Genomic DNA, 21862 nt, shown 5'->3' with positions numbered 1-21862 from the left:
GAACATTAGCACGCTGGCGGGGGTGGGTTCACATCCCTTACCCCGGGGCAGCCGCCGACCAGGGAGCTCTCCCGATCCGGCCCCGCCCCGGCCGATCATCGGAGCGCTCCGCTCCGTATCAAGGAGTGCCGGTTCTCGTATCAACCTCGTACCGGTACGGCCCGTCTCCACAGGAGCCGGGCAGGGTCCACAGTCAGGTGCGGGACACTTGTCTGCGGCCGCCTCTACGATCCTGGGCAGAAGGAGTTCGAGGGACGAGTTCGAAGGGGAGCTTCGGAGGGAACCTCCGGAGGGAACTTCGACAGGCGTCGACACCCGTCGACGGGGCCGACAGGGGGAACCAGCCGATTACCCGGCGCGTGGATACGATCAGTAAGCAGTACCAGGAAGTGCAGTACCCGCAAGGCGGGACGAAGGACGACAGAGACTACGGAGGAGGTGCCCCATGGGAGTCCTGAAGAAGTTCGAGCAGCGTCTCGAAGGTCTGGTCAACGGCACCTTCGCCAAGGTGTTCAAGTCCGAGGTCCAGCCCGTGGAGATCGCCGGCGCGCTGCAGCGCGAGTGCGACAACAACGCGACGATCTGGAACCGCGACCGGACGGTCGTCCCCAACGACTTCATCGTGGAGCTGAGCACGCCGGACTTCGAGCGGCTCAGCCCCTACTCCGGCCAGCTCGGCGACGAGCTCGCCGGCATGGTGCGCGACTACGCCAAGCAGCAGCGCTACACCTTCATGGGCCCCATCAAGGTCCACCTGGAGAAGGCAGACGACCTCGACACCGGCCTGTACCGGGTGCGCAGCCGTACGCTCGCCTCCTCCACCAACCAGCAGGCCCCCGGAGCCCCGGCCCCGGCGGCCCCCGCGGCTCCGGCCGCGGGCCGTCCCGGCGGTTACGGCTATCCGCCCGCCGCCGCCCCGGCGGGGGCCCCGCCCATGCCGGCCGCACCGCCGCCCGGCGGCCGCGGCGGCAGCGCGCCCTACCTGCAGCGTCCCCCGGCCGCCCCGGCGGCCGGCGGGCGCACCCGCTACTGGATCGAGATCAACGGCGCCCGCCATCAGATCTCCCGCCCGACGCTGGTGCTGGGTCGCAGCACCGAAGCCGACGTGCGGATCGACGACCCCGGCGTCTCGCGTCGGCACTGTGAGATCCGGACCGGAACGCCCTCGACGATCCAGGATCTCGGGTCCACCAACGGCATCGTGGTGGACGGGCAGCACACCACCCGCGCTACGCTCCGCGACGGCTCGCGGATCGTCGTGGGCAGCACCACCATCATTTACCGGCAAGCCGAAGGGTGAAGCGGGGGCAATGTCAGAGCTGACCCTCACGGTCATGCGGCTGGGTTTCCTGGCCGTACTGTGGCTGTTCGTGATCGTGGCCGTGCAGGTCATCCGCAGCGACCTGTTCGGTACGCGCGTCACCCAGCGCGGCTCGCGACGGGAGGCCAACCGGCCCCAGCAAGCCGCACGGCAGCAGCAGGCGGCACCGCCGCCGCAGCGCCAGCAGCAGGGCGGTGGCGGCCGTCAGCGCCGCAACGCCCCCACCAAGCTCGTCGTGAGCGAGGGCACCCTCACCGGCACCACCGTCGCGCTGCAGGGCCAGACCATCACCCTGGGCCGGGCACACGACAGCACGATCGTGCTGGACGACGACTACGCCTCCAGCCGCCATGCCAGGATCTACCCGGACCGCGACGGCAACTGGATCGTCGAGGACCTGGGCTCCACCAACGGCACGTACCTCGACCGGAGCCGGCTGACGACCCCCACGCCGATTCCGCTGGGCGCGCCGATCCGCATCGGCAAGACAGTCATCGAGCTGCGGAAGTAGTACGACAATGAGCGAGCGGAGCGAGCACGCAGCGGCGGCCCCCACGACGGGCCCCGGCGCGCTCCCGACCGGAGGGTGGGCACCGTGCGGATGTACCCGGAGCCGACGGGCGAGGTGCGCATGAGTCTGTCACTGCGCTTCGCCGCCGGATCGCACAAAGGCATGATCCGGGAGGGCAACGAGGACTCCGGATACGCCGGCCCGCGCCTGCTCGCGATCGCCGACGGCATGGGCGGTGCCGCCGCCGGCGAGGTCGCCTCCTCCGAGGCCATCTCCACCATCGTCGCCCTCGACGACGACGTGCCCGGCTCCGACATCCTCACCTCCCTCGGCTTGGCGGTGCAGCGCGCCAACGACCAGCTGCGCTCGATGGTCGAGGAGGACCCGCAGCTGGAGGGCATGGGCACCACGCTCACCGCCCTGCTGTGGACCGGCCAGCGCCTCGGCCTCGTGCACGTCGGCGACTCGCGCGCGTACCTGCTGCGCGACGGCGTCCTCACCCAGATCACGCAGGACCACACCTGGGTGCAGCGGCTGGTCGACGAGGGCCGCATCACCGAGGAAGAGGCCACCACCCACCCCCAACGCTCGCTGCTGATGCGGGCGTTGGGCAGCGGCGAGCACGTGGAGCCGGACCTGTCGATCCGTGAGGTCCGGGCCGGCGACCGCTACCTGATCTGCTCCGACGGCCTCTCCGGCGTCGTCTCGCACCAGACCCTCGAGGACACCCTGGCCAGCTACCAGGGCCCCCAGGAGACCGTCCAGGAGCTCATCCAGCTCGCGCTGCGCGGCGGCGGTCCCGACAACATCACGGTCATCGTCGCCGACGTCCTCGACCTGGACACCGGCGACACCCTCGCCGGGCAGCTCTCCGACACCCCGGTCGTGGTCGGCGCGGTCGCCGAGAACCAGAACCACCTCCACCACGACCCCGGGATCATGCAGACGCCCGCGGGCCGCGCCTCCGGCCTCGGCCGCCAGGTGCCCGGACAGGGCGGCGGAGGCGGCGAGTTCGGCCCGCCCGGCTCCGGCGACACCACCGGCTACATCCCGGCGGGCAGCTTCGGCGACTACACCGACGACGACTTCGTCAAGCCCCGCAAGGGCCGCAGGTGGCTGAAGAGATCCTTCTACAGCGTGCTCGCGCTCGCCGTCATCGGCGGCGGTCTGTACGGCGGCTACCGCTGGACGCAGACCCAGTACTACGTCGGCACCAACGGCGAGCACGTCGCGCTGTACCGGGGCATCAGCCAGGACCTGGCCTGGGTCTCCCTGTCGAAGGTGGAGAAGGACCACCCCGAGATCGAACTCAAGTACCTGCCGCCTTACCAGCAGAAGCAGGTCAAGAACACGATCGCCGAGGGCGGCCTGACGGACGCCCGGAAGAAGGTCGACGAGCTCGCCGTACAGGCCTCCGCGTGCAAGAAGCAGGCCGAGCAGGAGGCGGCGGAGAGCAAGAAGAACTCCAAGACCGGAGAAGGCCAGGCGGGCGGCACCACGGGAACCAGCAGCACCTCCCTCACGTCCAAGGCCACGTCGTCACCGACGCCGTCGTCGACGGCATCGTCGAAGTCGAAGTCCCCGAGCCCGAACCCGTCCGCGACCACCGCCACTCCCAGCCCCGGCCCCAGCCTCTCGGAGGAAGAGCAGAAGGTCGTCTCGATGTGCGGTAAGCAGTAGGCAAGCCGTGAGAGGCCCTGTCACACGATGAGCAGTACTACCAACACACCGACGCACCACACGTCCACGATCGGCGCGATCGGCGCACCGAGCAGACGGAACACCGAGCTGGCGATGCTGGTGTTCGCCGTCGTCATCCCCGTGTTCGCCTACGCCAACGTGGGCCTCGCCATTGACGACAAGGTGCCGGCCGGCCTGCTGAGCTACGGCCTCGGGCTCGGACTGCTCGCGGCCATCGCCCATCTCGCCGTACGGAAGTTCGCGCCGTACGCGGACCCGCTGCTGCTGCCGCTGGCCACGCTCCTCAACGGTCTCGGCCTCGTGGTCATCTGGCGGCTCGACCAGTCCAAGCTGCTGCAGTCGCTGCCGAACTACTTCACGGCCGCGCCCCGCCAGCTGCTGTACACCGCGCTGGGCATCGGCCTGTTCGTCGTCGTGCTGATCTTCCTCAAGGACCACCGCGTCCTGCAGCGCTACACGTACATCTCGATGTTCGGCGCGCTGGTGCTGCTCATCCTGCCGCTGGTGCCGGGCCTGGGCGCCAACATCTACGGCGCCAAGATCTGGATCCGCGTCCCGGGCCTGGGCTCCCTGCAGCCCGGTGAGTTCGCGAAGATCGCCCTGGCGATCTTCTTCGCGGGCTACCTGATGGTCAAGCGCGACGCCCTCGCCCTCGCCAGCCGCCGCTTCATGGGCCTGTACCTGCCGCGCGGCCGCGACCTCGGCCCGATCCTCGTCGTCTGGGCGCTGTCGATCCTCATCCTGGTCTTCGAGACCGACCTCGGTACCTCGCTGCTGTTCTTCGGCATGTTCGTCGTCATGCTGTACGTCGCCACCGAGAGGACCAGCTGGATCGTCTTCGGTCTGCTGATGTCCGCGGCCGGCGCCGTCGGCGTGGCCAGCTTCGAACCGCACGTCCAGCAGCGTGTCCAGGCCTGGCTCGACCCGATGAAGGAGTACAAGCTCAGCCAGGCCGGTGTGGCCGGCCACTCCGAGCAGTCGATGCAGGCACTGTGGGCCTTCGGCTCCGGCGGCACCCTGGGCTCCGGCCTCGGCCAGGGCCACTCCGACCTCATCCGGTTCGCCGCCAACTCCGACTTCATCCTCGCCACCTTCGGCGAGGAGCTCGGCCTGGCGGGCATCATGGCGATCCTGCTCATCTACGGCCTGATCGTGGAACGCGGCGTGCGCACCGCCCTCGCCGCCCGCGACCCCTTCGGCAAGCTCCTCGCCGTGGGCCTGTCCGGCGCCTTCGCCCTCCAGGTCTTCGTCGTGGCCGGCGGTGTCATGGGCCTCATCCCGCTGACCGGTATGACCATGCCGTTCCTGGCCTACGGCGGCTCCTCGGTGCTCGCCAACTGGGCCCTCATCGGCATCCTGATCAGAATCAGCGACACCGCACGCCGCCCGGCGCCCACCCCCGCCATCAACCCCGACGCCGAGATGACCCAGGTGGTCCGCCCGTCATGAACAAGCCCCTGCGCCGGATCGCGATCTTCTGCGGTCTTCTGGTCCTCGCCCTGCTCGTCCGCGACAACTGGCTCCAGTACGTCAAGGCCGACAGCCTCAAGGACGACCCGAAGAACCGCCGCGTCACCATCGCCCGCTACTCCACCCCGCGCGGCGACATCATCGTCGACGGAGACCCGATCACCGGCTCCACCGAGTCCAGCAAGAGCGGCCTGAACGACCTGAAGTACAAGCGCACCTACAAGAACGGCGCCATGTGGGCGCCGGTCACCGGGTACGCCTCCCAGGCCTTCGGCGCCAACCAGCTGGAGTCCATCGAGGACGGCATCCTCTCCGGCACCGACGACCGGCTGTTCTTCCGCAACACCTTCAACATGATCACGGGCAAGCAGCGGCAGGGCGGCAACGTCGTCACCACCCTCAACGCCGCCGCGCAGAAGGCCGCGTACGACGGTCTGAAGTCCCAGGGCGGCAAGGGCGCGGTCGCCGCGCTCGACCCGGCCACCGGCAAGATCCTGGCGCTGGCCTCGTACCCGTCGTACGACCCCTCGACCTTCGCGGGCAACTCGACGTCGACGGACTCCAAGGCCTGGACGGCGCTGCAGAAGAAGAACAACCCCTCCGACCCGATGCTCAACCGGGCGCTGCGCGAGACCTACCCGCCGGGCTCCACCTTCAAGGTGGTCACGGCCGCGGCCGCGCTGGAGAACGGGCTGTACAACTCCGCCGACGAGAAGACCGACTCGCCGCTGCCCTACATCATGAAGGGCACCACGACCGAGCTGAAGAACGAGGGGAACATCCCCTGCAAGGACGCGACGCTGCGGGTCGCGCTGCGCTACTCCTGCAACACCGTCTTCGGCAAGATCGGCGCCGACCTCGGCAACGAGAAGATGCTCGCGGAGGCGAAGAAGTTCGGCTTCGACTCCGAGCAGTTCACGCCGGTCCGCTCCAGCGCCTCGGTCTTCTCCGACAACATGAACTCCTCGCAGACGGCGCTGTCCTCGATCGGCCAGTTCAACACGGCTGCGACCCCGCTGCAGATGGCGATGGTCGCCTCCGCGGTCGCCAACGACGGCAAGCTGATGAAGCCATACATGGTCGACAAGCTGCAGTCCTCCAATCTCGACACGATCTCGCAGACCGAGCCGCAGGAGATGAGCCAGCCCCTGTCGGCGCAGAACGCGCAGACCTTGCAGTCGATGATGGAGACGGTCGTCAAGCAGGGCACCGGCACCAATGCGCAGATCAACGGCGTCACCGTGGGCGGCAAGACCGGTACCGCCCAGCACGGTGTGGAGAACAGCGAGAACCCGTACGCCTGGTTCATCTCCTACGCCAAGCTCGCCGACGGCTCGAAGCCCGTCGCCGTGGCCGTGGTCATCGAGGACGACAAGGCCAACCGTGACGACATCTCCGGCGGCGGCCTGGCCGCCCCGATCGCGAAGAGTGTGATGGAGGCGGTCATCGGCTCCAAGAAGTGACCCCGCTCACGTCGCCTTCACATCGGTGCACGTTGCGATACCGGTCCTGTATCGGGTGACGCACTTGGCCAGGTCACACAAAGCTAGCCGGGTACGGTAGGCCCGGACGGCAGCCTCCGACCGCACACCCGTGTCGGTCGGGACCGACGGAGAGGGCTGGTAGGAAGCATGGAAGAGCCGCGTCGCCTCGGCGGCCGGTACGAGCTGGGCCAGGTGCTCGGCCGTGGTGGCATGGCGGAGGTATACCTCGCGCATGACACCCGGCTCGGCCGCACCGTGGCGGTGAAGACGCTGCGCGCCGACCTCGCGCGCGACCCGTCCTTCCAGGCCCGGTTCCGCCGGGAGGCCCAGTCGGCCGCCTCGCTCAACCATCCCGCGATCGTCGCGGTCTACGACACGGGCGAGGACTACATCGACGGGGTCTCGATCCCGTACATCGTCATGGAGTACGTCGACGGCTCCACGCTGCGCGAACTCCTGCACTCCGGTCGCAAGCTCCTGCCCGAGCGCGCGATGGAGATGACCATCGGCATCCTCCAGGGCCTGGAGTACGCCCACAGGAACGGCATCGTCCACCGCGACATCAAGCCGGCCAACGTCATGCTCACGCGCAACGGCCAGGTCAAGGTCATGGACTTCGGCATCGCCCGCGCCATGGGCGACTCCGGCATGACGATGACGCAGACCGCGGCGGTCATCGGCACGGCGCAGTACCTGTCGCCGGAGCAGGCCAAGGGCGAGCAGGTGGACGCGCGGTCCGACCTGTACTCGACGGGCTGTCTGCTGTACGAGCTGCTGACGGTCCGCCCTCCGTTCGTCGGCGACTCCCCGGTCGCGGTGGCGTACCAGCACGTCCGCGAGGAGGCGCAGCCGCCGTCCGTGTTCGACCCCGAGATCACGCCCGAGATGGACGCCATCGTCCTGAAGGCGCTGGTCAAGGACCCGAACTACCGGTACCAGTCGGCCGACGAGATGCGCCTGGACATCGAGGCCTGCCTCGACGGCCAGCCGGTCGCGGCCACCGCGGCCATGGGCTCGGTCGGCTACGGCGGCTACCCGGACGACCAGCCGACGACGGCCCTGCGCGCCGACGCGGGCGCCGGCGCCACGACGATGCTGCCGCCCATGGGCGGCCCGGACGACCAGGGCTACGGCTACGACGACCGCGTCGACCGCCGCCGCCAGAAGAAGTCCAACACCTCCACGATCCTGCTGGTCGTGGCGGGCGTCCTGGTGCTGGTCGGCGCGATCCTGATCGGCAAGTGGGCGTTCGGGGGCGGGGGCGTCGGCAACGGCACCGTCCAGGTGCCCAACCTGGTGAGCCTGAAGCTGGGGGACGCCGAGAAGCAGCTGACCAACAGCGACCTGACTGTGGGCTCGGTCACCAAGAAGCCTTGCGAGGCCCAGACCAAGGGCACCGTCTGTTCCCAGGACCCGACCAAGAACTCCGAGGTGAAGAAGGGGACTGCGGTCAACCTCGTGGTGTCGACGGGGGCGCCGAAGGTTCAGGTGCCGGGTGTCGTCGGGCTCAGCCTCGACGAGGCCAAGCAGAAGCTCGGGGGTGACAACTACGGGTTCAAGGTCGAGGTGAAGACGCGGGAGTCCTCGGAGCAGGCGAACCAGGTCCTCGAGCAGGACCCGATCGGCGGCAAGGAGGTGGAGAAGGGATCCACGATCACCCTCACCGTCGCCAAGGCCCCGTCGACCGTCGCCGTCCCGGACGTCACCGGCAAGAGCTGCGACGACGCCAAGGCCGCTCTCTCCGACGTCGGTCTGAACGGCAACTGCGTCAACACGCCGACCACCGACGACAACCAGGTCGGCAAGGCCATCTCGACCAACCCGGCGAACGGCACCCCGGTCAAGAAGAACACCACGGTGCAGATCAGCATCGGTCAGAAGCAGCAGCAGACGGCGGTCCCCAGCGTCGTCGGCCAGCGCGTCAAGGACGCCAAGAAGGCCCTGCAGCAGGCCGGTTTCAACAACATCCAGTTCGCCAACGGCAGTGACCAGAGCGACGACGCGTTCGTCCTGCAGCAGGATCCGCAGGGCAACACAGGGGTCGACGACCCCGCGAACACGACGATCACTCTCGTGACCGTGGGCGGCGGCGGAAACAACGGCGGCAACAACAACGGCGGCATCTTCGGCTGACGCCGAGGCGGATGCCCGCCGACACAGAAGAAGCCCCGGTCCTCCGTCGGAGGACCGGGGCTTCTTCGCCGCCTACCGCAGTTCCTTCGGCGGCGTCCGCTTGCTGTCCACCTTCTCCACCCGGACCAGCTCGCCCCACACCACGTACCGGTAGCGCGAGGTGTACACCGGGGTGCAGGTCGTCAGGGTGATGTAGTGGCCGGCCTTCGTCTTCCCCGACTCCTTCGGGACCTGCGAGAGGACCTTGACGTTGTACTTCGAGGTCTCGTCGAGGATGTCGTAGACCTTGTAGACGTACCACTTGTCCCGCGTCTCGAAGACGATCGGGTCGCCCTTGCGCAGCTTGTCGATGTTGTGGAACTTGGCGCCGTGGCCGTCCCGGTGGGCGGCGAGGGTGAAGTTGCCCTTCTTGCCCGTCATCGGGAGCGCCGCCTTGATCGGGTCCGTGTAGTAGCCGGCCACGCCCTCGTTGAGGACGTCCGTCGAGGTGCCCTTCTCGACCAGGACCTCGCCGTTCTTCATGGCGGGGACATGCAGGAAGCCGACGCCGTTCTTGGTGTCCAGCGCGCCGGGGCCGCTGGGCTCGTGGGCCCAGGTGTCGCGCACCTTGTCCGCCTGCTTGTCCGCTGCCCGGTCGGCGATGACGTTCGTCCACCACAGCGAGTAGACGACGAAGAGCCCGAGGATCAGGCCCGCGGTGATGAGGAGTTCGCCGAAGACGCTCACCGCCATGGCGATACGGCCTGTGCCGCGCCGGCGCCGTGCCGGGGGTGCCGCGGTGGCGTCGGTGTCCTCTTGTGTGCCGTCGGTGGTCGCTGCCACGTTCATCTGTCCCTACTGGACGAGCGCATCCGGCTTGCCCTTGCTGCGCGGCCGTTCCTCGACCATCTTGCCCCAGACGATCAACCGGTACTTGCTCGTGTACTCCGGCGTACAGGTGGTGAGGGTGATGTAACGGCCCGGCTTGGTGAAGCCGGACTGCGGCGGCACGGGGTTGATCACGCTCGTGTTGCTCGGCGACGTCACCGGCAGCATGGACGTCATCTTGTAGACGTAGTAGTCGTCCTGCGTCTCCACGACGATCTCGTCGCCCGCCTTGAGCTTGTTGATGTAGCGGAACGGCTCGCCGTGCGTGTTGCGGTGGCCGGCGAGCGCGAAGTTGCCGGTCTTGTCCGACGGCATCGCCGTCTTCAGCTTGCCCTCGCTGTAGTGGCCGACCATGCCCTTGTCCAGGACCTTCTTGTTGCTGACGCCCTGGGCGATGGGCACGACCACGTCGAGTTCGGGGATGTGGAGGATCGCGAAGCCCTGACCGGGCTGGAACTCCCCCGGCTCGCGCTTCCCGCTCGCCCAGTCCTTCTGCAGGCTGCTCGTCTCCTTGTCCGCCTGTGCGTGCGCGCGGACGTTCGTCCACCACAGCTGGTAGGACACGAACAGCAGCATCAGCACACCGGTGGTGATGAACAGCTCTCCGACGGCCCGGCTCGCGATGACGCCGGGACTCGGCTTGCGGGCGCGGGCCTGCCGACGGGCCTCGACGCGGGAGAGGGGCGCGCCGGAACCGGACGATCCGAAGGAATCGGATGATTCGGCGCTCTCCGCCGACTCCGATGCCGCGTGTGCGCCTCCATGACGCCCACCACGGCGCTTGGCGGCCTTTCTGCGGGCCGCTCGTCCGCCCGAAGGGGTTCCCGATACCGGTGTTGCTGTTGGGGCGCCAGAAGGCGATATGGACGCGCCCAGCGGCGGATCGGGGATCCGCAGCGCCACCGTCTCCTCGTCGATCGGCGGCAGATACGGTTCGTACGGCTGCTCCGTCACCGGCGCCGCGTACGGCTCCTCGGCCGGTGTGGCGTATCCCCCCTGCTGCCCCGCCGCGTCCCCGTACCACTCCTCGAACGCACCGGACGCCTCGTAGGGCTCCTGCCCGTACGAGGCGTCGGTCTCGCGCTCGGGGCGCAGTGCGGTCACGCCGTGGCCCTGCCCACCACCGGGGCGAGCCCCGCCGACCTCGCCACCGCGCCCTCGTCGCCGCACTCGACCAGCCAGTTGGCCAGCATCCGGTGTCCGTGCTCGGTGAGCACGGACTCGGGGTGGAACTGCACGCCCTCGACCGGGAGTTCACGGTGGCGCAGGCCCATGATGATGCCGTCCTGCGTGCGGGCCGTGACCTCCAGCTCGGCCGGCACGGTCAGGGGCATCGCCGCCAGGGAGTGGTAGCGGGTCGCCGTGAAGGGGCTGGGCAGGCCGGCGAAGACGCCCTTGCCCTCGTGCTCCACCAGCGAGGTCTTGCCGTGCAGCAGCTCCGGCGCGCGGTCCACGACACCGCCGTACGCCACCTGCATCGACTGCATGCCCAGGCACACGCCGAAGACCGGCACACCGGTGGCGGCGCAGTGGCGGGCCATCTCGACGCAGACGCCGGCCTCCTCGGGCGTGCCCGGGCCCGGCGACAGCAGCACTCCGTCGAAGCCGTCCTGGGCGTGCGCGGTCGCCACCTCGTCGTTGCGCAGCACCTCGCACTCGGCGCCCAGCTGGTACAGGTACTGGACCAGGTTGAAGACGAAGCTGTCGTAGTTGTCGACGACGAGAATGCGAGCGCTCACTGGTTGTCCACCGTCACATCGTTGAAGGGCAGCAGCGGTTCGGCCCACGGGAAGACGTACTGGAAGAGGACATAGACCACCAGCAGCACGAGTGCGAGCGCGATCAGCGCCCTCACCCACACGTTCCCCGGCAGATGCCGCCAGATCCAGCCGTACATGCCGTCCCTTCCGTTCCGCCACGGCTCCAGACTCACGCCGTATCCGCACCAGACTAACGGCGCAGCGCCGCCGGTTCGCCTTCCTCTACAGGCTGTGTGCTGTCCAGGTGCGCCCACACGATGAGCCGGTGACTGTGCCCCCACTCGGGATCGCAGGTGGTCAGCGTCAGATACCGGCCCGCACGCGTATACCCCGACTTACGTGGGACAGGGTCGATCACCTCAACGTCGGTGGGAACGGTTTTGTAGGGGCCTTTGTCGATCCGATACGTGAACCAGTTCGTCCCGTCGGTCAGGACAACGGCGTCCCCGGGCCGCAGCTTGGGGAAGTCCACGAACGGGTCGCCGTACGTGCGCCGGTGCCCGGCGACCGCGAAGTTGCCCACCTGGCCGAGCCGCGCGGTGTCCGCGTAGTGCCCGAGGCCCTTCTTGAGGCTGTTCACCTCGGTGTTCTCCAGCACCGGTTTGTTCCACGTGAAACCGAGCCGCGGGATGTACATGATCGCGAAGGGCTTGCCCGCGACGTACGGGGCGGGCCGGGCGGGAGCGGCGGAACTTCCGCTCGCGGCCCCGGCGGTCGACTTCGGGTGTGCCGTCTGCTTCGACCACTGGTCGTGCAGCACGTCGATCTGGTGGTTCATCGCGCCGTCCGCGCGCACGCCGGTCCAGAACAGCACGTAGACGACGAAGAGGCAGATCAGGGTCCCGACGGTGATGCACAGCTCGCTGAGGGTCCTGACGACAACGCGCACCGGCAGCTCCCGAACTGCTCAGTTCACTCCACAGGCTGGGCGTAGTGCAGATCCACTGTGCCCGAGTAGCCGGGAAGAGTCACCGTCCCGTCCTGCGTCACTTTCCAGCCGAGGCCGTAGACATTCACGTAGACCATGTAGTTCTGGATCGCGGCGGAGTCGGACAGCGCCCTGTTCAGCTTGTCCGGGTCCCCGACCGCGGTGATCTTGTACGGCGGTGAGTAGACCCGGCCCTGCAGGATCAGCGTGTTGCCGACGCAGCGCACGGCGCTGGTGGAGATCAGCCGCTGGTCCATGACCTTGATCCCCTTGGCGCCGCCCTGCCACAGGGCGTTCACCACGGCCTGCAGGTCCTGCTGGTGGATGACCAGGTAGTCCGGCTGCGGCTCGGGGTAGCCGGGGAGCTTGGCGGTGGCGTTCGGCGGGGCGTCGTTGAGGGTGACGGTGATCGCCGTGCCCTTGACCTTCTGCGTGCCGGCGCTCTTCTCCAGGGCGGAGAGCTTCTCGTCCTGCGCCTTGCTGCTGCCGTCGTCGCGTTCGGCGAGCGCCTCGACGTCACGGCGCAGGGAGGCGTTGGCGTCGTCCAGTTCCTTGTTCTTCCGGCTGCGCTCCTGGATGAGGTCCGAAAGCTTCAGCAAGGACGTGTCCGTCCGGATATTGGTGCCCTTGGCCGTATTGAAACTGGTGAAGAAAATGAGTCCCGCGAGGGCGAAGACCGCCACCGTGAGCACCCGCACGGGCCGGAAACGGCGCCCTGGGGCAGCACTGGATCCGGACCGGGGGGAGTCGGCAGAATTGCTCAACGTACCCTTATCTCCTTCGGCACCGCGGAAGCACTACGCTAACGGACGCCCGGGGGAGCGCTAAGAGTCCCCTTGTACGCTGCTCCGGAGCCAGCCACAGATCCCTGCGCGGCCACGCAGCGCATCGACAGGAGAGACCCTCGTGCCGAAGTCACGTATCCGCAAGAAGGCCGACTACACGCCGCCCCCGGCGAAGCAGGCGACCGCCATCAAGCTGACCAACCGCGCCTGGGTGGCGCCCGTGATGCTGGCCATGTTCGTCATCGGGCTCGCCTGGATCGTCGTCTTCTACGTGACCGACGGTTCACTGCCCATCGACGCACTGGACAACTGGAACATCGTGGTCGGCTTCGGCTTCATTGCCGCCGGATTCGGTGTCTCCACCCAGTGGAAGTAGCTCTGCCCAGGGGTATGCGCCGAGTTATCCACAGCCCGTGAAATATCCACAGGAGCCCTGGGGATAAAGAACGACGATCTGTGGATAACCAGTCCGCCATTGACGCCGGTACGACTGTCGCACCCATCTTCGCAAGCTTGTTCGCCCCCTGCCTGACCTGCGGGAACACCGCTCAGTGACAGGGGGCACAGCTGTTCCCGGGCATCATGCACAAGATTCGCCACACGCTGTGGACAACCGGGCACGTCAGGTGAGCTGAGCCGTCCTGAGCAGGGTGACCACCACCACGGCGACCAGCACGAGGGCGCTCGTTCCGTACTGCACGAGGGCGCGGCGCTCGCGCGGGGCGTGCACCATCCCGTAGCCCGTGACGACACCGGCCACCAGGCCGCCGATGTGGGCCTGCCAGGAGATGCCGCCCCAGCCGAAGGTGATGACCAGGTTGATGGCCAGCAGGGCGATGATCGGCCGCATGTCGTAGTTGAGCCGGCGCATCAGCACGGCGGTGGCGCCGAAGAGGCCGAAGACGGCACCGGAGGCGCCGAGGGTGGCGGTGCTCGGGGAGGCCAGGAGATAGGCCAGGGCGCTGCCCGCCAGTCCGGAGACGAAGTAGACGGTCAGGTAGCGGGCGCGGCCGAGTGCGGCCTCGAGCGGGCCGCCCAGCCACCACAGGCTCAGCATGTTGAAGGCGATGTGCCAGATCTCCTGGTGCGTGAACATCGTGGTGACCATGCGGTACCACTCGCCGCCCGCGACGCCCTGGGTGGGTGTGTAGGGGGCCGGCGGCCAGGCGCCGAGGAGAACCAGGTCGTTCAGCAGCGAAGGCCGCACGTGCACCGCGATGAAGACGGCGACGTTGAGGCCGATGAGGATCTTGGTGCACAGCCGCGGGTCGGCCGTGACGGTGCCGCCGGCCACGGTGCGGGGCCGGGAGGCGGCCGGGGCGTGGCCCGTACCGGAGTCGCCGCGGGCGCATTCGGGGCACTGGAAGCCCACGGACGCGTTGACCATGCACTCGGGGCAGATGGGGCGCTCGCAGCGCGTGCAGCGGATCCCGGTCTCGCGGTCCGGGTGGCGGTAGCAGCCGGGCACGCTCTGGGCGTCCTGCGAGCTGCCTGCCGCGTGTTCCATGACATCCCCTAGGTCGTCGTCCGGGTGCCGGGCACGAACGCACCGCCCCGCCCATCTTTACGGATGAGCGGGGCGTTTGGTTCCTGCCGTGCGGGGACTCGCCTCGTGGGGGAGTCGTCCCTCGCGGTCTCAGCCCTCGCGGGTCTCGACGACGACGGACTCGATGACGACGTCGTTGACCGGACGGTCGGTGCGCGGGTTGGTCTGCGCGGTGGCGATCGCGTCCACGACCTTCTGGCTCGCCGCGTCGGTGACCTCACCGAAGATGGTGTGCTTGCGGTTCAACCACGTCGTGGGCGCGACGGTGATGAAGAACTGCGAGCCGTTCGTGCCCGGACCGGCGTTGGCCATGGCCAGCAGGTAGGGCTTGTTGAAGGAGAGGTCCGGGTGGAACTCGTCCTCGAACTGGTAACCGGGACCGCCGGTACCGTTGCCCAGGGGGTCGCCGCCCTGGATCATGAAACCGCTGATCACCCGGTGGAAGACCGTACCGTCGTAGAGCCGGTCCGTGGACTTGGCGCCGGTGGCGGGGTTGACCCACTCACGCTCGCCCTGGGCGAGCTCGACGAAGTTCCGGACCGTCTTCGGGGCGTGGTTCGGCAGGAGCCGGACTTCGATGTCGCCGTGGTTGGTCTTCAGGGTGGCGTAAAGCTGCTCAGCCACGATCTGCCTTCCGTTGTCTTCCTGTGACCCCCCGATCCTCGCACGCCACGCGCCCCGCGTCGCCCGGCACCTGCTTCCCGGCGCGGATCCGGGGTATCCGGTTGCGGAAAACCGGCTCGTACCCCCGGGTACCGAAGCGCTGCGCGGCGATCCGTGGCATTGTCGACGACAAGCTCTCGTTGCCCCGTATTCATCCTCATGACCCGGATGCCCGCCCTCGCATGCCTGGCGATTCATTGGCAGGCATGATCCGTAAAAGGGTGGAAAGTCGAATTACCGTACGCCACCGAGGAGGAGGAACCCGTGACCCGCATCGACAGCGTGCGCGCCGCGACCGGTTCGGCGAAGGACAGCGTGCTGCACGCCGCGGAAGTGGTGGCGCCCTACGCCGAGACGGCCAAGGACAGGACCGCGCACTACGCACAGGAGGCCCGCGTACGGCTTGCGCCGGTAGTGACGCAGGCCGCCGGTCAGGCCCGCGTCCAGTACGGCGCCTACGTCGCACCGCGCATCGAACAGGCCCGTACGCATGTGCCGCCGAAGGTCGACCAGGCCGCCCAGGACGCGGCCGCCCTCACCCGCAAGGCGGCCCGGCAGGCCGCCGAGTACTCCCGGCCGAAGATCGAGCAGGCCGTGGCCGCGGCCGGGCCCGTCAGGGACGAGGCCACCGCCCGCGGTGTCGCCGCACTGGCGGCGCTGCGCGGCCAGGTCACCGCGAAGGAGATCCAGAAGCTGATCCGCAAGCACGAGCGGCGGGCGCGAGCCGGTCGGGTCGCCCGCGTGCTGCTGGTGGTCGGCGCCGTCGCGGGCGGCGCCTTCGCCGCCTGGAAGTGGTGGGACAAGCAGGCCAACCCCGACTGGCTGGTGGAACCGCCGGCGGCGACGGAGGTTCCGGAGTCGAGCCGGCTGACGTCGGTGGACGGCAGCGGCCAGTCGGCTCTGGATCCTGAGGTACAGGCCAAGGAGGCCGAGGAAGAGGCCGCTCGGCACGACGAGGGGAACTGACGCCCTTCGGCGCCGACAACGCCGTGGGGCGGGAGACTTGAGGGTCTCCCGCCCCACGGCGTTGTTTCACGTGGAACATCGCCTCCGCGCCGTCCGTTCGCGGTGACGTTTGCAACGACCCGTGCCCACAAGCGCCCCACGCGACCTGCACGGTGATCCCGCGGACCGGGTCTGTCCGTGACGTTTGCGCAAACCCACACGCCGGCTACGGAGCCGGGCCCGTGACGCACGTCACGCCCATCGGCCGTTCGGGTGGCCGGACTCGGGGGCCAGGGGCGTCGGTCCCGTCCACGGACCGCGAGGGGGCGCGGCGCCGAAAGGCCGACCAGACCGCGAGGGGTGGCCGCAGCGCCCGAGAGGCCGTAGCCGGCCCCTGATGATCGCCTGCCGCGTCCCCGGTCCGCCGCGTGGAGGCCCGCTCCCCGCCGCGCAGTGCGGCCGACGGCACGCAAAACCCCTCCGCCCGCGTCGTGCCAGGTCGGAGGGGTTGAGGAGTGGAGCCTAGGGGAGTCGAACCCCTGACATCTGCCATGCAAAGACAGCGCTCTACCAACTGAGCTAAGGCCCCGTGAGCGAGACGCCCTGCCGGAAGAACCACATACCGACGGCCGCCGGGGACCAGAGTACCGGGTCACCCCCGGGATCTCGCAAAAAGATTGGGGGTCCCCGCAGGCGACCACGCTCCGTAAGATGCTCGGCGTGGTTCGCTACAGCGAACCACAGTACTTGGGGAAGCGATGGGGAGACGCAATGGACGCCGCACAGCAGGAAGCGACCGCGAGAGCGCGGGAACTGCAGCGGAACTGGTACGGGGAGCCTTTGGGGGCGCTCTTCCGTAAGCTCATAGACGATCTCGGTCTCAACCAGGCTCGTCTGGCGGGGGTACTCGGTCTGTCCGCTCCGATGCTGTCGCAGCTGATGAGCGGTCAGCGGGCGAAGATCGGCAATCCGGCGGTCGTTCAGCGGGTGCAGCTGCTGCAGGACCTGGCGGGGCAGGTCGCGGACGGCAGTGTCAGCGCCGCTGAGGCCACCGACCGCATGGAGGAGATCAAGAAGTCCCAGGGGGGATCAGTGCTCAGCAACACCACGACCACGACCAGCAGTTCGGGTGCTCCGACGGTCAAGCGGGTGGTCCGTGAGATCCAGTCACTGCTGCGGTCCGTGGCCGCCGCGGGCGACATCATCGACGCCGCGGACACGCTCGCCACGACCCACCCCGAACTGGCGGAGTTCCTGCGCGTGTACGGCGCCGGCCGCACCTCGGACGCGGTGGCGCACTACCAGTCCCACCAGAACTGAGCCGAAGGCCCGGTCCGCCGAAGGGGGTTCGGCGGACCGGGCCACGGACGAGGCGGATGCCGATGCCGCTGGGGAGTTCCGGAGCAGGGGGGCGCGAGGGGGAGTCGTATCGCTCGTCGAGGGGGAAGCAAGGGGGGTAGCCGCAGGGGGAGGAGCGACGCACAGCCATGGGTGAGGTCTTCGCCGGCCGGTACGAACTGGTCGACCCGATCGGGCGCGGAGGGGTCGGCGCCGTCTGGCGCGCCTGGGACCACCGCCGTCGCCGCTACGTGGCCGCCAAGGTGCTGCAACAGCGTGACGCGCACTCGCTGCTGCGCTTCGTGCGCGAGCAGGCTCTGCGGATCGACCACCCTCATGTGCTCGCGCCCGCCAGCTGGGCCGCCGACGACGACAAGGTCCTGTTCACCATGGACCTGGTCGGGGGCGGCTCACTGGTCCATCTGGTCGGCGACTACGGGCCCCTGCCGCCGGCGTTCGTCTGCACGCTGCTCGACCAGTTGCTGTCGGGGCTGGCCGCGGTGCACGCGGAGGACGTCGTGCACCGTGACATCAAGCCGGCCAACGTGCTGCTGGAGGCGACCGGCACGGGCCGCCCGCACCTGAGGCTGTCCGACTTCGGCATCGCCATGCGCATGGGCGAGCCGCGGCTGACGGAGACCAACCTCGTGGTGGGGACGCCCGGTTACCTGGCACCCGAGCAGATGCTGGGCGCCGAACCGGACTTCCCAGCGGACCTCTTCGCGGTGGGCCTGGTCGCGCTGTATCTGCTGGAGGGCGCCAAGCCGGACACCAAGGCGCTGGTGGAGTACTTCGCGGCGCACGGGACGCCGAGCGCGCCCAAGGGCATTCCCGAGCCGCTGTGGCAGGTCGTGGCGTCGCTGCTGCAGCCCGACCCGCAGACGAGGTTCCGCACTGCCACGGGGGCGCGCAAGGCGCTCGCCGCGGCCGGGGAGCTCCTGCCGGAGCCGGGCCCGGACGACGAGTTGATCGAGATATTCGACCAACTCGGCCCACTGCCGCCCGGTTTCACCGCCGACGGACCCCTCAAGCGGGCACCGGGGGTCGGACCGAGGCCGGGAGCGACCTTCGCCACCGGGGACGTACGGAGAGAGCCGGCGTCCTGGCCGGACGAGCGGGAGGCGCCTTCAGGGCCGCGCGGGCCGTCCGGACCGGGCGGGGGCACGGATGCGGGGATCGGCTCGATGCCGGCGGAGGAGCACGCGCCGCTCTCGAGGACGGCGTCGCCCCTGGGGCCGGCGCCGGGGACGGGATCCACGCCGCCGGGGTCACGACCGGACACCGACCCTCGCCGAGACACTGGGCCCCGGCAGGCGGCCCGCACCCCCGCTCAACCGCCGAGCATGTCGGACACCGGCAGCTTCCAGCTGCCGCCCCCGCAGGACACCGGTGCCTCCCCGCGGACTCCCGCACCTCCGGCGCGGCCCCCACAGCCACCGCTGTACGCCGGGCCCCAGGCCCCCTCCGTCCCACCGCCGGTCCGCTACTCCCCCGACGACGCCACGTACGTCCTGTCCTCCCCCCGGACCGCGCCAGCGGCGCCCGATCAGCGCGCCGACGCCTCCACGGCTTCGTACACCGCCGAGGTTCCGCAAGTTCCCCGTCCCGCGCCGGAGGTCCCCAGCGGGGCCGGGCGCCGGGACCGTCGTGCCGGTCATCGCGCACGCCGACCGGGCCCACCCGCCAAGGTGGTGTTCCCGCTGCTGCTGCTGGCGCTGGCCTGTTACGCCGTGGGGTTCTGGGCCCTGGCCCGCATCTGAACCGCGGCCCGCCGCCGGGCCGTCAGTGTCCACCCGCCGAGGACGGCCAGCAGCACGGTCCCCGCCCCGATCCCGCCCACGGCGAGGGCCCTCATGGCGGTGTCGCCGCTCCCGGTCCCGAGGTCCACCCCGGTCGCCCGTTCCCGCGGGCTGACCTGGAAGAGGTTCTGCGGGACGGACTGGCCCGCGTAACCGGGGCCGTCCTGCGCCGCACCCTTGATCCGTACGCGCAGGATCAGTCCGAAGGGGCCGTCGCCGAAGTCGTCGGCGACCGCGGCGGAGAGGTGCACGGCGAGGAAGTACGAGCCCGCGAAGCGCATGCCCTTGATCCGGGGGATGCCGGTGTAGCGGTTGCGGTAGTCCACCGGTGGCACCGGGGCGAGAGCGGCCGCCCGGCGACTGCCGTCGTATCCCCTGTCGGTGTCCTCCACGGGGGCGCGCACCGGGTTGTAGAGGGTCAGGTCCAGGGCGTCGGCCGTGTAGCCACGTGCGTCGCCGCCGGCGGGGTCCAGTTCGGCCGTGGCGGACAGCTGCTGGCCCCAGTCGACGGGGACCCGGTAGAAGAGCGTCTGCCCGGGCGAGAGACCGGTGCGCCAGACACCTGGGCCCAAGGAGGCCGCCTGGGCGAATCCCGGGCCGCCCGGGCGGGACCGGGCCTCGCCGGTGGGGGGAGCGGGTGTGGCGGAGTCCCAGGACCGGGGGGCGGTCGCCTCCCCGGTCTGCCGCAGGCCCGGCTCGGTCGCGGCGGTCAGCTCCAGGTCCCAGTCGCCGCCCGGGGAGGCGGCGGTGCCGACCCGCTCTACGACGACGTAGTACGTACCGCCGTCCGTGCACAGCGGGGTGCGCGGGGAGGTGGTGCGCGCACCCGACGCTGTGATGGGGTGCGGGCTGCCGGACGCGCCGAAGCGGGCGGTCTGGGTGGAACAGGAGTGGCCGTCGGGGGTCCGCACCGACACCTTGAGACCGTCGCTCAGCGAGAGCTTGTCGTCCGTGCGCGGGACGGCGGTGGCGGAGACATAGGCGTTGGAGTCGGCGTCGAGTTCGAGCCGGTAGTAGCGCGTCGCGGCCCGGGGGAGGGAGCTGCGGTAACTCCCGCCGGGCTGGAGGGTCTCGGCCTCCGTGGGCAGCGTCGCGCCTTCGATCGGCCTGGCGTCCGGGGCGAAGCCGTACGAGGAGGACGAGGCCTCGGCCGCGAAAGCCGATGTGCCGACCGCCGATGTGCACAGCACCGCTGCCACGGCCGCCGTACGCCACCCCATCTCGCGCCACCCCCCGTCGTCACGGCCCTCCAAGGCGGGACCGTCGCCCATCCTGCCCCGCGGCGCCGCGCGTCACCCGCGCATTGCGGACGAGCGTCCGAAACGCCCGCCTCCAGGGACTTCCCTAACCCCTCGGACGACTCGCGGCAACACAAAACCCCGACCGTCGGACGGCCGGGGTCTGCTCAGAATCGGATGTCGGTGCTCAGGAACCCGTGGGCACGGAGTCAGTCGCCTCCGTCCACAGATCCTGCTCGGCGCGATCCGCCTGGATCTGGCGGTACACGAGGAGCCCGCCGATGGCGGCCAGTGCGACCAGGAGAAGCTTCTTCACCGCGCGACCTCGTCTTTCCTTGACGTAGGGGACCTCTGGCGCCCGACTATACACACCGACCGATACCGATCGGTGACCTGTGCGGGCCCCTCAACTTCCCTCCGCGGGAACGCAGTAGAACCGGAGCCGACCGCTCCTATCTGACGGTGATCACACCCGTACGGACGGTCACTTGATCCCTGCTTGCGTATCCTCTTCCACTTTTCCGGCCTCTTGCGGCCATTCGTGTGGTGTTCATCTGAAGATCGACGCGCCACGGGCGTCGGTCCACCACTTCGCGAGCCCCATACACATCATGAGGAAAGTACGCAAATCGCCCAACCCGAAAGTGAGGGACCATGGCCCGCAACCAGGTCATGAAGCTCTGGACCGCCTTCGTCACCGCCTTCCTCGCGCTGTGCACGGCGCTCGGACTCGTCACGACCACCGCCGCCGCGGCCGTAGCGCGGACCGAGGCGACCGGCAACACCGCCGCCGATGCCGGCACCGGTGTCATGGCGCACCACGTGACGATGCCGACGGCGTCGCACCAGTGGTCGTGGTCCCACACCGCGGCCCTGCCTCCCACGATGAAGCAGCGCATCGGTGCCGAGGCCCACGGAAAGGCCCCCAGCTGCCGCCACCGGCCGCTCGACGAGACGGACGCGACCACGCAGGACGGCTCCTCCGAGCCGGCCACCGCCGCCGCTCCGTGCGCGTGACCCGACGGACGCCACGGATCACCTGAGACTCCTCGCAGTACCCGCAGTACCCGCAGTACCCGCAGCACCCGCAGCACCCAAAGACGTGAGACACCCGCACTACCCGCAACACCCAAAGACTTGAAGCGCCCGACGTGTCGAAGCAGCCGCACATGTACTTCACCGCATCGCCGACGCCCTCGCCCCCACGAGGACTTCCGTCAGGACTTCCGCCAGGACTTCCGTCCGGCCCCCCACCAGGACCTCCGTCCGGGACAGGCCCCCTAGGAGTTGTCTTCAAATGGGTCACGCCCACATCAGGAGCGAGGCGAGGGTGACAGCTGCCTGGTAGGACTCGGCGGTCTTGTCGTAGCGGG

21 protein-coding genes and 1 tRNA gene are annotated in these 21862 nt (G+C 69.3%); 11 read left to right on the top strand and 11 right to left on the bottom strand.

Annotated features, from left to right (window positions below; all coding sequences use genetic code 11):
• Window positions 1-445: 445 nt before the first annotated feature.
• The 6 genes from ACIGDI_RS31910 to pknB all read left to right on the top strand — a co-directional run bounded on the left by ACIGDI_RS31910 (window position 446) and on the right by pknB (window position 8620).
• Window positions 446-1300 (top strand): DUF3662 and FHA domain-containing protein, encoded by an 855-nt coding sequence (locus ACIGDI_RS31910; RefSeq protein ID WP_142153669.1) that lies wholly within the window; start codon window positions 446-448, stop codon window positions 1298-1300.
• 10 nt (window positions 1301-1310) lie between these two features.
• Window positions 1311-1832 carry an FHA domain-containing protein gene (locus tag ACIGDI_RS31905; RefSeq protein ID WP_200701885.1) on the top strand — a complete coding sequence of 174 codons (522 nt, stop codon included), beginning with the start codon at window positions 1311-1313 and terminating at the stop codon, window positions 1830-1832.
• Window positions 1833-1922: 90 nt separating this feature from the next.
• Window positions 1923-3512, top strand: coding sequence for a Stp1/IreP family PP2C-type Ser/Thr phosphatase (locus tag ACIGDI_RS31900; protein ID WP_399904543.1), 1590 nt, complete (start codon window positions 1923-1925; stop codon window positions 3510-3512).
• 27 nt (window positions 3513-3539) lie between these two features.
• On the top strand, window positions 3540-4982 hold the full coding sequence (locus ACIGDI_RS31895) for an FtsW/RodA/SpoVE family cell cycle protein (protein WP_399903894.1): 1443 nt from the start codon (window positions 3540-3542) through the stop codon (window positions 4980-4982).
• Window positions 4979-6466, top strand: a complete 1488-nt coding sequence (locus ACIGDI_RS31890) for a peptidoglycan D,D-transpeptidase FtsI family protein (RefSeq protein ID WP_399903891.1) — start codon at window positions 4979-4981, stop codon at window positions 6464-6466. The genes ACIGDI_RS31895 and ACIGDI_RS31890 overlap by 4 nt, the downstream gene beginning before the upstream one ends.
• A 168-nt stretch (window positions 6467-6634) precedes the next feature.
• Window positions 6635-8620, top strand: coding sequence for a Stk1 family PASTA domain-containing Ser/Thr kinase (gene pknB / locus ACIGDI_RS31885; RefSeq protein ID WP_399903888.1), 1986 nt, complete (start codon window positions 6635-6637; stop codon window positions 8618-8620).
• 72 nt (window positions 8621-8692) lie between these two features.
• On the opposite strand, the gene ACIGDI_RS31880 is transcribed toward pknB, so the two are convergent.
• The 6 genes from ACIGDI_RS31880 to ACIGDI_RS31855 are packed head-to-tail and all read right to left on the bottom strand — an operon-like array spanning window position 8693 to window position 12939.
• On the bottom strand, window positions 8693-9442 hold the full coding sequence (locus ACIGDI_RS31880; protein WP_399903885.1) for a class E sortase: 750 nt from the start codon (window positions 9440-9442) through the stop codon (window positions 8693-8695).
• 12 nt (window positions 9443-9454) lie between these two features.
• Window positions 9455-10591: a class E sortase gene (locus ACIGDI_RS31875; RefSeq protein ID WP_399903882.1), complete on the bottom strand. Its 1137-nt coding sequence runs from the start codon at window positions 10589-10591 to the stop codon at window positions 9455-9457.
• A complete protein-coding gene (locus tag ACIGDI_RS31870; RefSeq protein ID WP_399903880.1) occupies window positions 10588-11226 on the bottom strand; it encodes an aminodeoxychorismate/anthranilate synthase component II in 639 nt (212 codons plus the stop codon). Before ACIGDI_RS31870 ends, ACIGDI_RS31875 begins: the two co-directional genes overlap by 4 nt.
• Complete coding sequence (locus ACIGDI_RS31865) at window positions 11223-11420, bottom strand: hypothetical protein (protein WP_399904582.1); 198 nt, start codon at window positions 11418-11420, stop codon at window positions 11223-11225. The genes ACIGDI_RS31870 and ACIGDI_RS31865 overlap by 4 nt, the downstream gene beginning before the upstream one ends.
• Before the next feature lie 17 nt (window positions 11421-11437).
• Complete coding sequence (locus ACIGDI_RS31860; RefSeq protein WP_399903877.1) at window positions 11438-12136, bottom strand: class E sortase; 699 nt, start codon at window positions 12134-12136, stop codon at window positions 11438-11440.
• A 23-nt stretch (window positions 12137-12159) separates the two neighbouring features.
• Complete coding sequence (locus ACIGDI_RS31855) at window positions 12160-12939, bottom strand: DUF881 domain-containing protein (protein ID WP_200701876.1); 780 nt, start codon at window positions 12937-12939, stop codon at window positions 12160-12162.
• Between the two features lie 142 nt (window positions 12940-13081).
• Here ACIGDI_RS31855 and crgA point away from each other — a divergent pair, with 142 nt between their 5' ends.
• A complete protein-coding gene (gene crgA / locus ACIGDI_RS31850; protein ID WP_058924281.1) occupies window positions 13082-13336 on the top strand; it encodes a cell division protein CrgA in 255 nt (84 codons plus the stop codon).
• Between the two features lie 246 nt (window positions 13337-13582).
• Here the strand turns inward: crgA and ACIGDI_RS31845 are convergent, their stop codons facing one another.
• Together ACIGDI_RS31845 and ACIGDI_RS31840 are read right to left on the bottom strand one after the other, a co-directional pair.
• The gene (locus ACIGDI_RS31845) at window positions 13583-14467 is read right to left on the bottom strand and encodes a rhomboid family intramembrane serine protease (protein ID WP_399903873.1); all 885 of its coding nucleotides are present in this window, start codon (window positions 14465-14467) and stop codon (window positions 13583-13585) included.
• 129 nt (window positions 14468-14596) lie between these two features.
• Window positions 14597-15130, bottom strand: a complete 534-nt coding sequence (locus ACIGDI_RS31840; RefSeq protein ID WP_200701874.1) for a peptidylprolyl isomerase — start codon at window positions 15128-15130, stop codon at window positions 14597-14599.
• 303 nt (window positions 15131-15433) lie between these two features.
• Between ACIGDI_RS31840 and ACIGDI_RS31835 the strand changes: the two genes are divergently transcribed.
• Window positions 15434-16135, top strand: a complete 702-nt coding sequence (locus ACIGDI_RS31835; RefSeq protein ID WP_399903871.1) for a DUF5324 family protein — start codon at window positions 15434-15436, stop codon at window positions 16133-16135.
• Window positions 16136-16630: 495 nt separating this feature from the next.
• On the opposite strand, the gene ACIGDI_RS31830 is transcribed toward ACIGDI_RS31835, so the two are convergent.
• Window positions 16631-16703: transfer RNA gene (locus ACIGDI_RS31830), tRNA-Ala, on the bottom strand.
• Window positions 16704-16885: 182 nt separating this feature from the next.
• Here ACIGDI_RS31830 and ACIGDI_RS31825 point away from each other — a divergent pair.
• Both ACIGDI_RS31825 and ACIGDI_RS31820 read left to right on the top strand, forming a co-directional pair.
• Window positions 16886-17434, top strand: coding sequence for a helix-turn-helix domain-containing protein (locus tag ACIGDI_RS31825; protein WP_399903869.1), 549 nt, complete (start codon window positions 16886-16888; stop codon window positions 17432-17434).
• Window positions 17435-17601: 167 nt separating this feature from the next.
• The gene (locus ACIGDI_RS31820; RefSeq protein ID WP_399903866.1) at window positions 17602-19212 is read left to right on the top strand and encodes a protein kinase; all 1611 of its coding nucleotides are present in this window, start codon (window positions 17602-17604) and stop codon (window positions 19210-19212) included.
• On the opposite strand, the gene ACIGDI_RS31815 is transcribed toward ACIGDI_RS31820, so the two are convergent.
• Together ACIGDI_RS31815 and ACIGDI_RS31810 are read right to left on the bottom strand one after the other, a co-directional pair.
• Window positions 19176-20471 carry a hypothetical protein gene (locus ACIGDI_RS31815; RefSeq protein WP_399903864.1) on the bottom strand — a complete coding sequence of 432 codons (1296 nt, stop codon included), beginning with the start codon at window positions 20469-20471 and terminating at the stop codon, window positions 19176-19178. The two genes, ACIGDI_RS31820 and ACIGDI_RS31815, sit on opposite strands and share 37 nt — an antisense overlap.
• 205 nt (window positions 20472-20676) lie before the next feature.
• Window positions 20677-20805 (bottom strand): DLW-39 family protein, encoded by a 129-nt coding sequence (locus ACIGDI_RS31810; RefSeq protein ID WP_003999697.1) that lies wholly within the window; start codon window positions 20803-20805, stop codon window positions 20677-20679.
• Between the two features lie 338 nt (window positions 20806-21143).
• Between ACIGDI_RS31810 and ACIGDI_RS31805 the strand changes: the two genes are divergently transcribed.
• On the top strand, window positions 21144-21506 hold the full coding sequence (locus ACIGDI_RS31805; protein WP_399903861.1) for a DUF6344 domain-containing protein: 363 nt from the start codon (window positions 21144-21146) through the stop codon (window positions 21504-21506).
• Window positions 21507-21862 lie beyond the last annotated feature (356 nt).

The sequence above is a fragment of the Streptomyces sp. NPDC085900 genome, assembly GCF_044540925.1.
GTDB classification, from domain to species: Bacteria; Actinomycetota; Actinomycetes; order Streptomycetales; family Streptomycetaceae; genus Streptomyces; species Streptomyces gilvifuscus.
Note: the sequence above shows the minus strand (reverse complement) of the source record. Positions and strands in the feature narration are given on the sequence as shown.

What these genes read in the sequence shown, in the direction of transcription:
- ACIGDI_RS31825 (WP_399903869.1), top strand. Translation starts at nt 16,886, where the DNA reads ATGGACGCCGCACAGCAGGAAGCGACCGCGAGAGCGCGGGAACTGCAG.
- ACIGDI_RS31900 (WP_399904543.1), top strand. Translation starts at nt 1,923, where the DNA reads ATGTACCCGGAGCCGACGGGCGAGGTGCGCATGAGTCTGTCACTGCGC.
- ACIGDI_RS31820 (WP_399903866.1), top strand. Translation starts at nt 17,602, where the DNA reads ATGGGTGAGGTCTTCGCCGGCCGGTACGAACTGGTCGACCCGATCGGG.
- ACIGDI_RS31890 (WP_399903891.1), top strand. Translation starts at nt 4,979, where the DNA reads ATGAACAAGCCCCTGCGCCGGATCGCGATCTTCTGCGGTCTTCTGGTC.
- pknB (WP_399903888.1), top strand. Translation starts at nt 6,635, where the DNA reads ATGGAAGAGCCGCGTCGCCTCGGCGGCCGGTACGAGCTGGGCCAGGTG.
- ACIGDI_RS31895 (WP_399903894.1), top strand. Translation starts at nt 3,540, where the DNA reads ATGAGCAGTACTACCAACACACCGACGCACCACACGTCCACGATCGGC.
- ACIGDI_RS31845 (WP_399903873.1), bottom strand. Translation starts at nt 14,467, where the DNA reads ATGGAACACGCGGCAGGCAGCTCGCAGGACGCCCAGAGCGTGCCCGGC.
- ACIGDI_RS31905 (WP_200701885.1), top strand. Translation starts at nt 1,311, where the DNA reads ATGTCAGAGCTGACCCTCACGGTCATGCGGCTGGGTTTCCTGGCCGTA.
- ACIGDI_RS31910 (WP_142153669.1), top strand. Translation starts at nt 446, where the DNA reads ATGGGAGTCCTGAAGAAGTTCGAGCAGCGTCTCGAAGGTCTGGTCAAC.
- ACIGDI_RS31815 (WP_399903864.1), bottom strand. Translation starts at nt 20,471, where the DNA reads ATGGGGTGGCGTACGGCGGCCGTGGCAGCGGTGCTGTGCACATCGGCG.
- ACIGDI_RS31805 (WP_399903861.1), top strand. Translation starts at nt 21,144, where the DNA reads ATGGCCCGCAACCAGGTCATGAAGCTCTGGACCGCCTTCGTCACCGCC.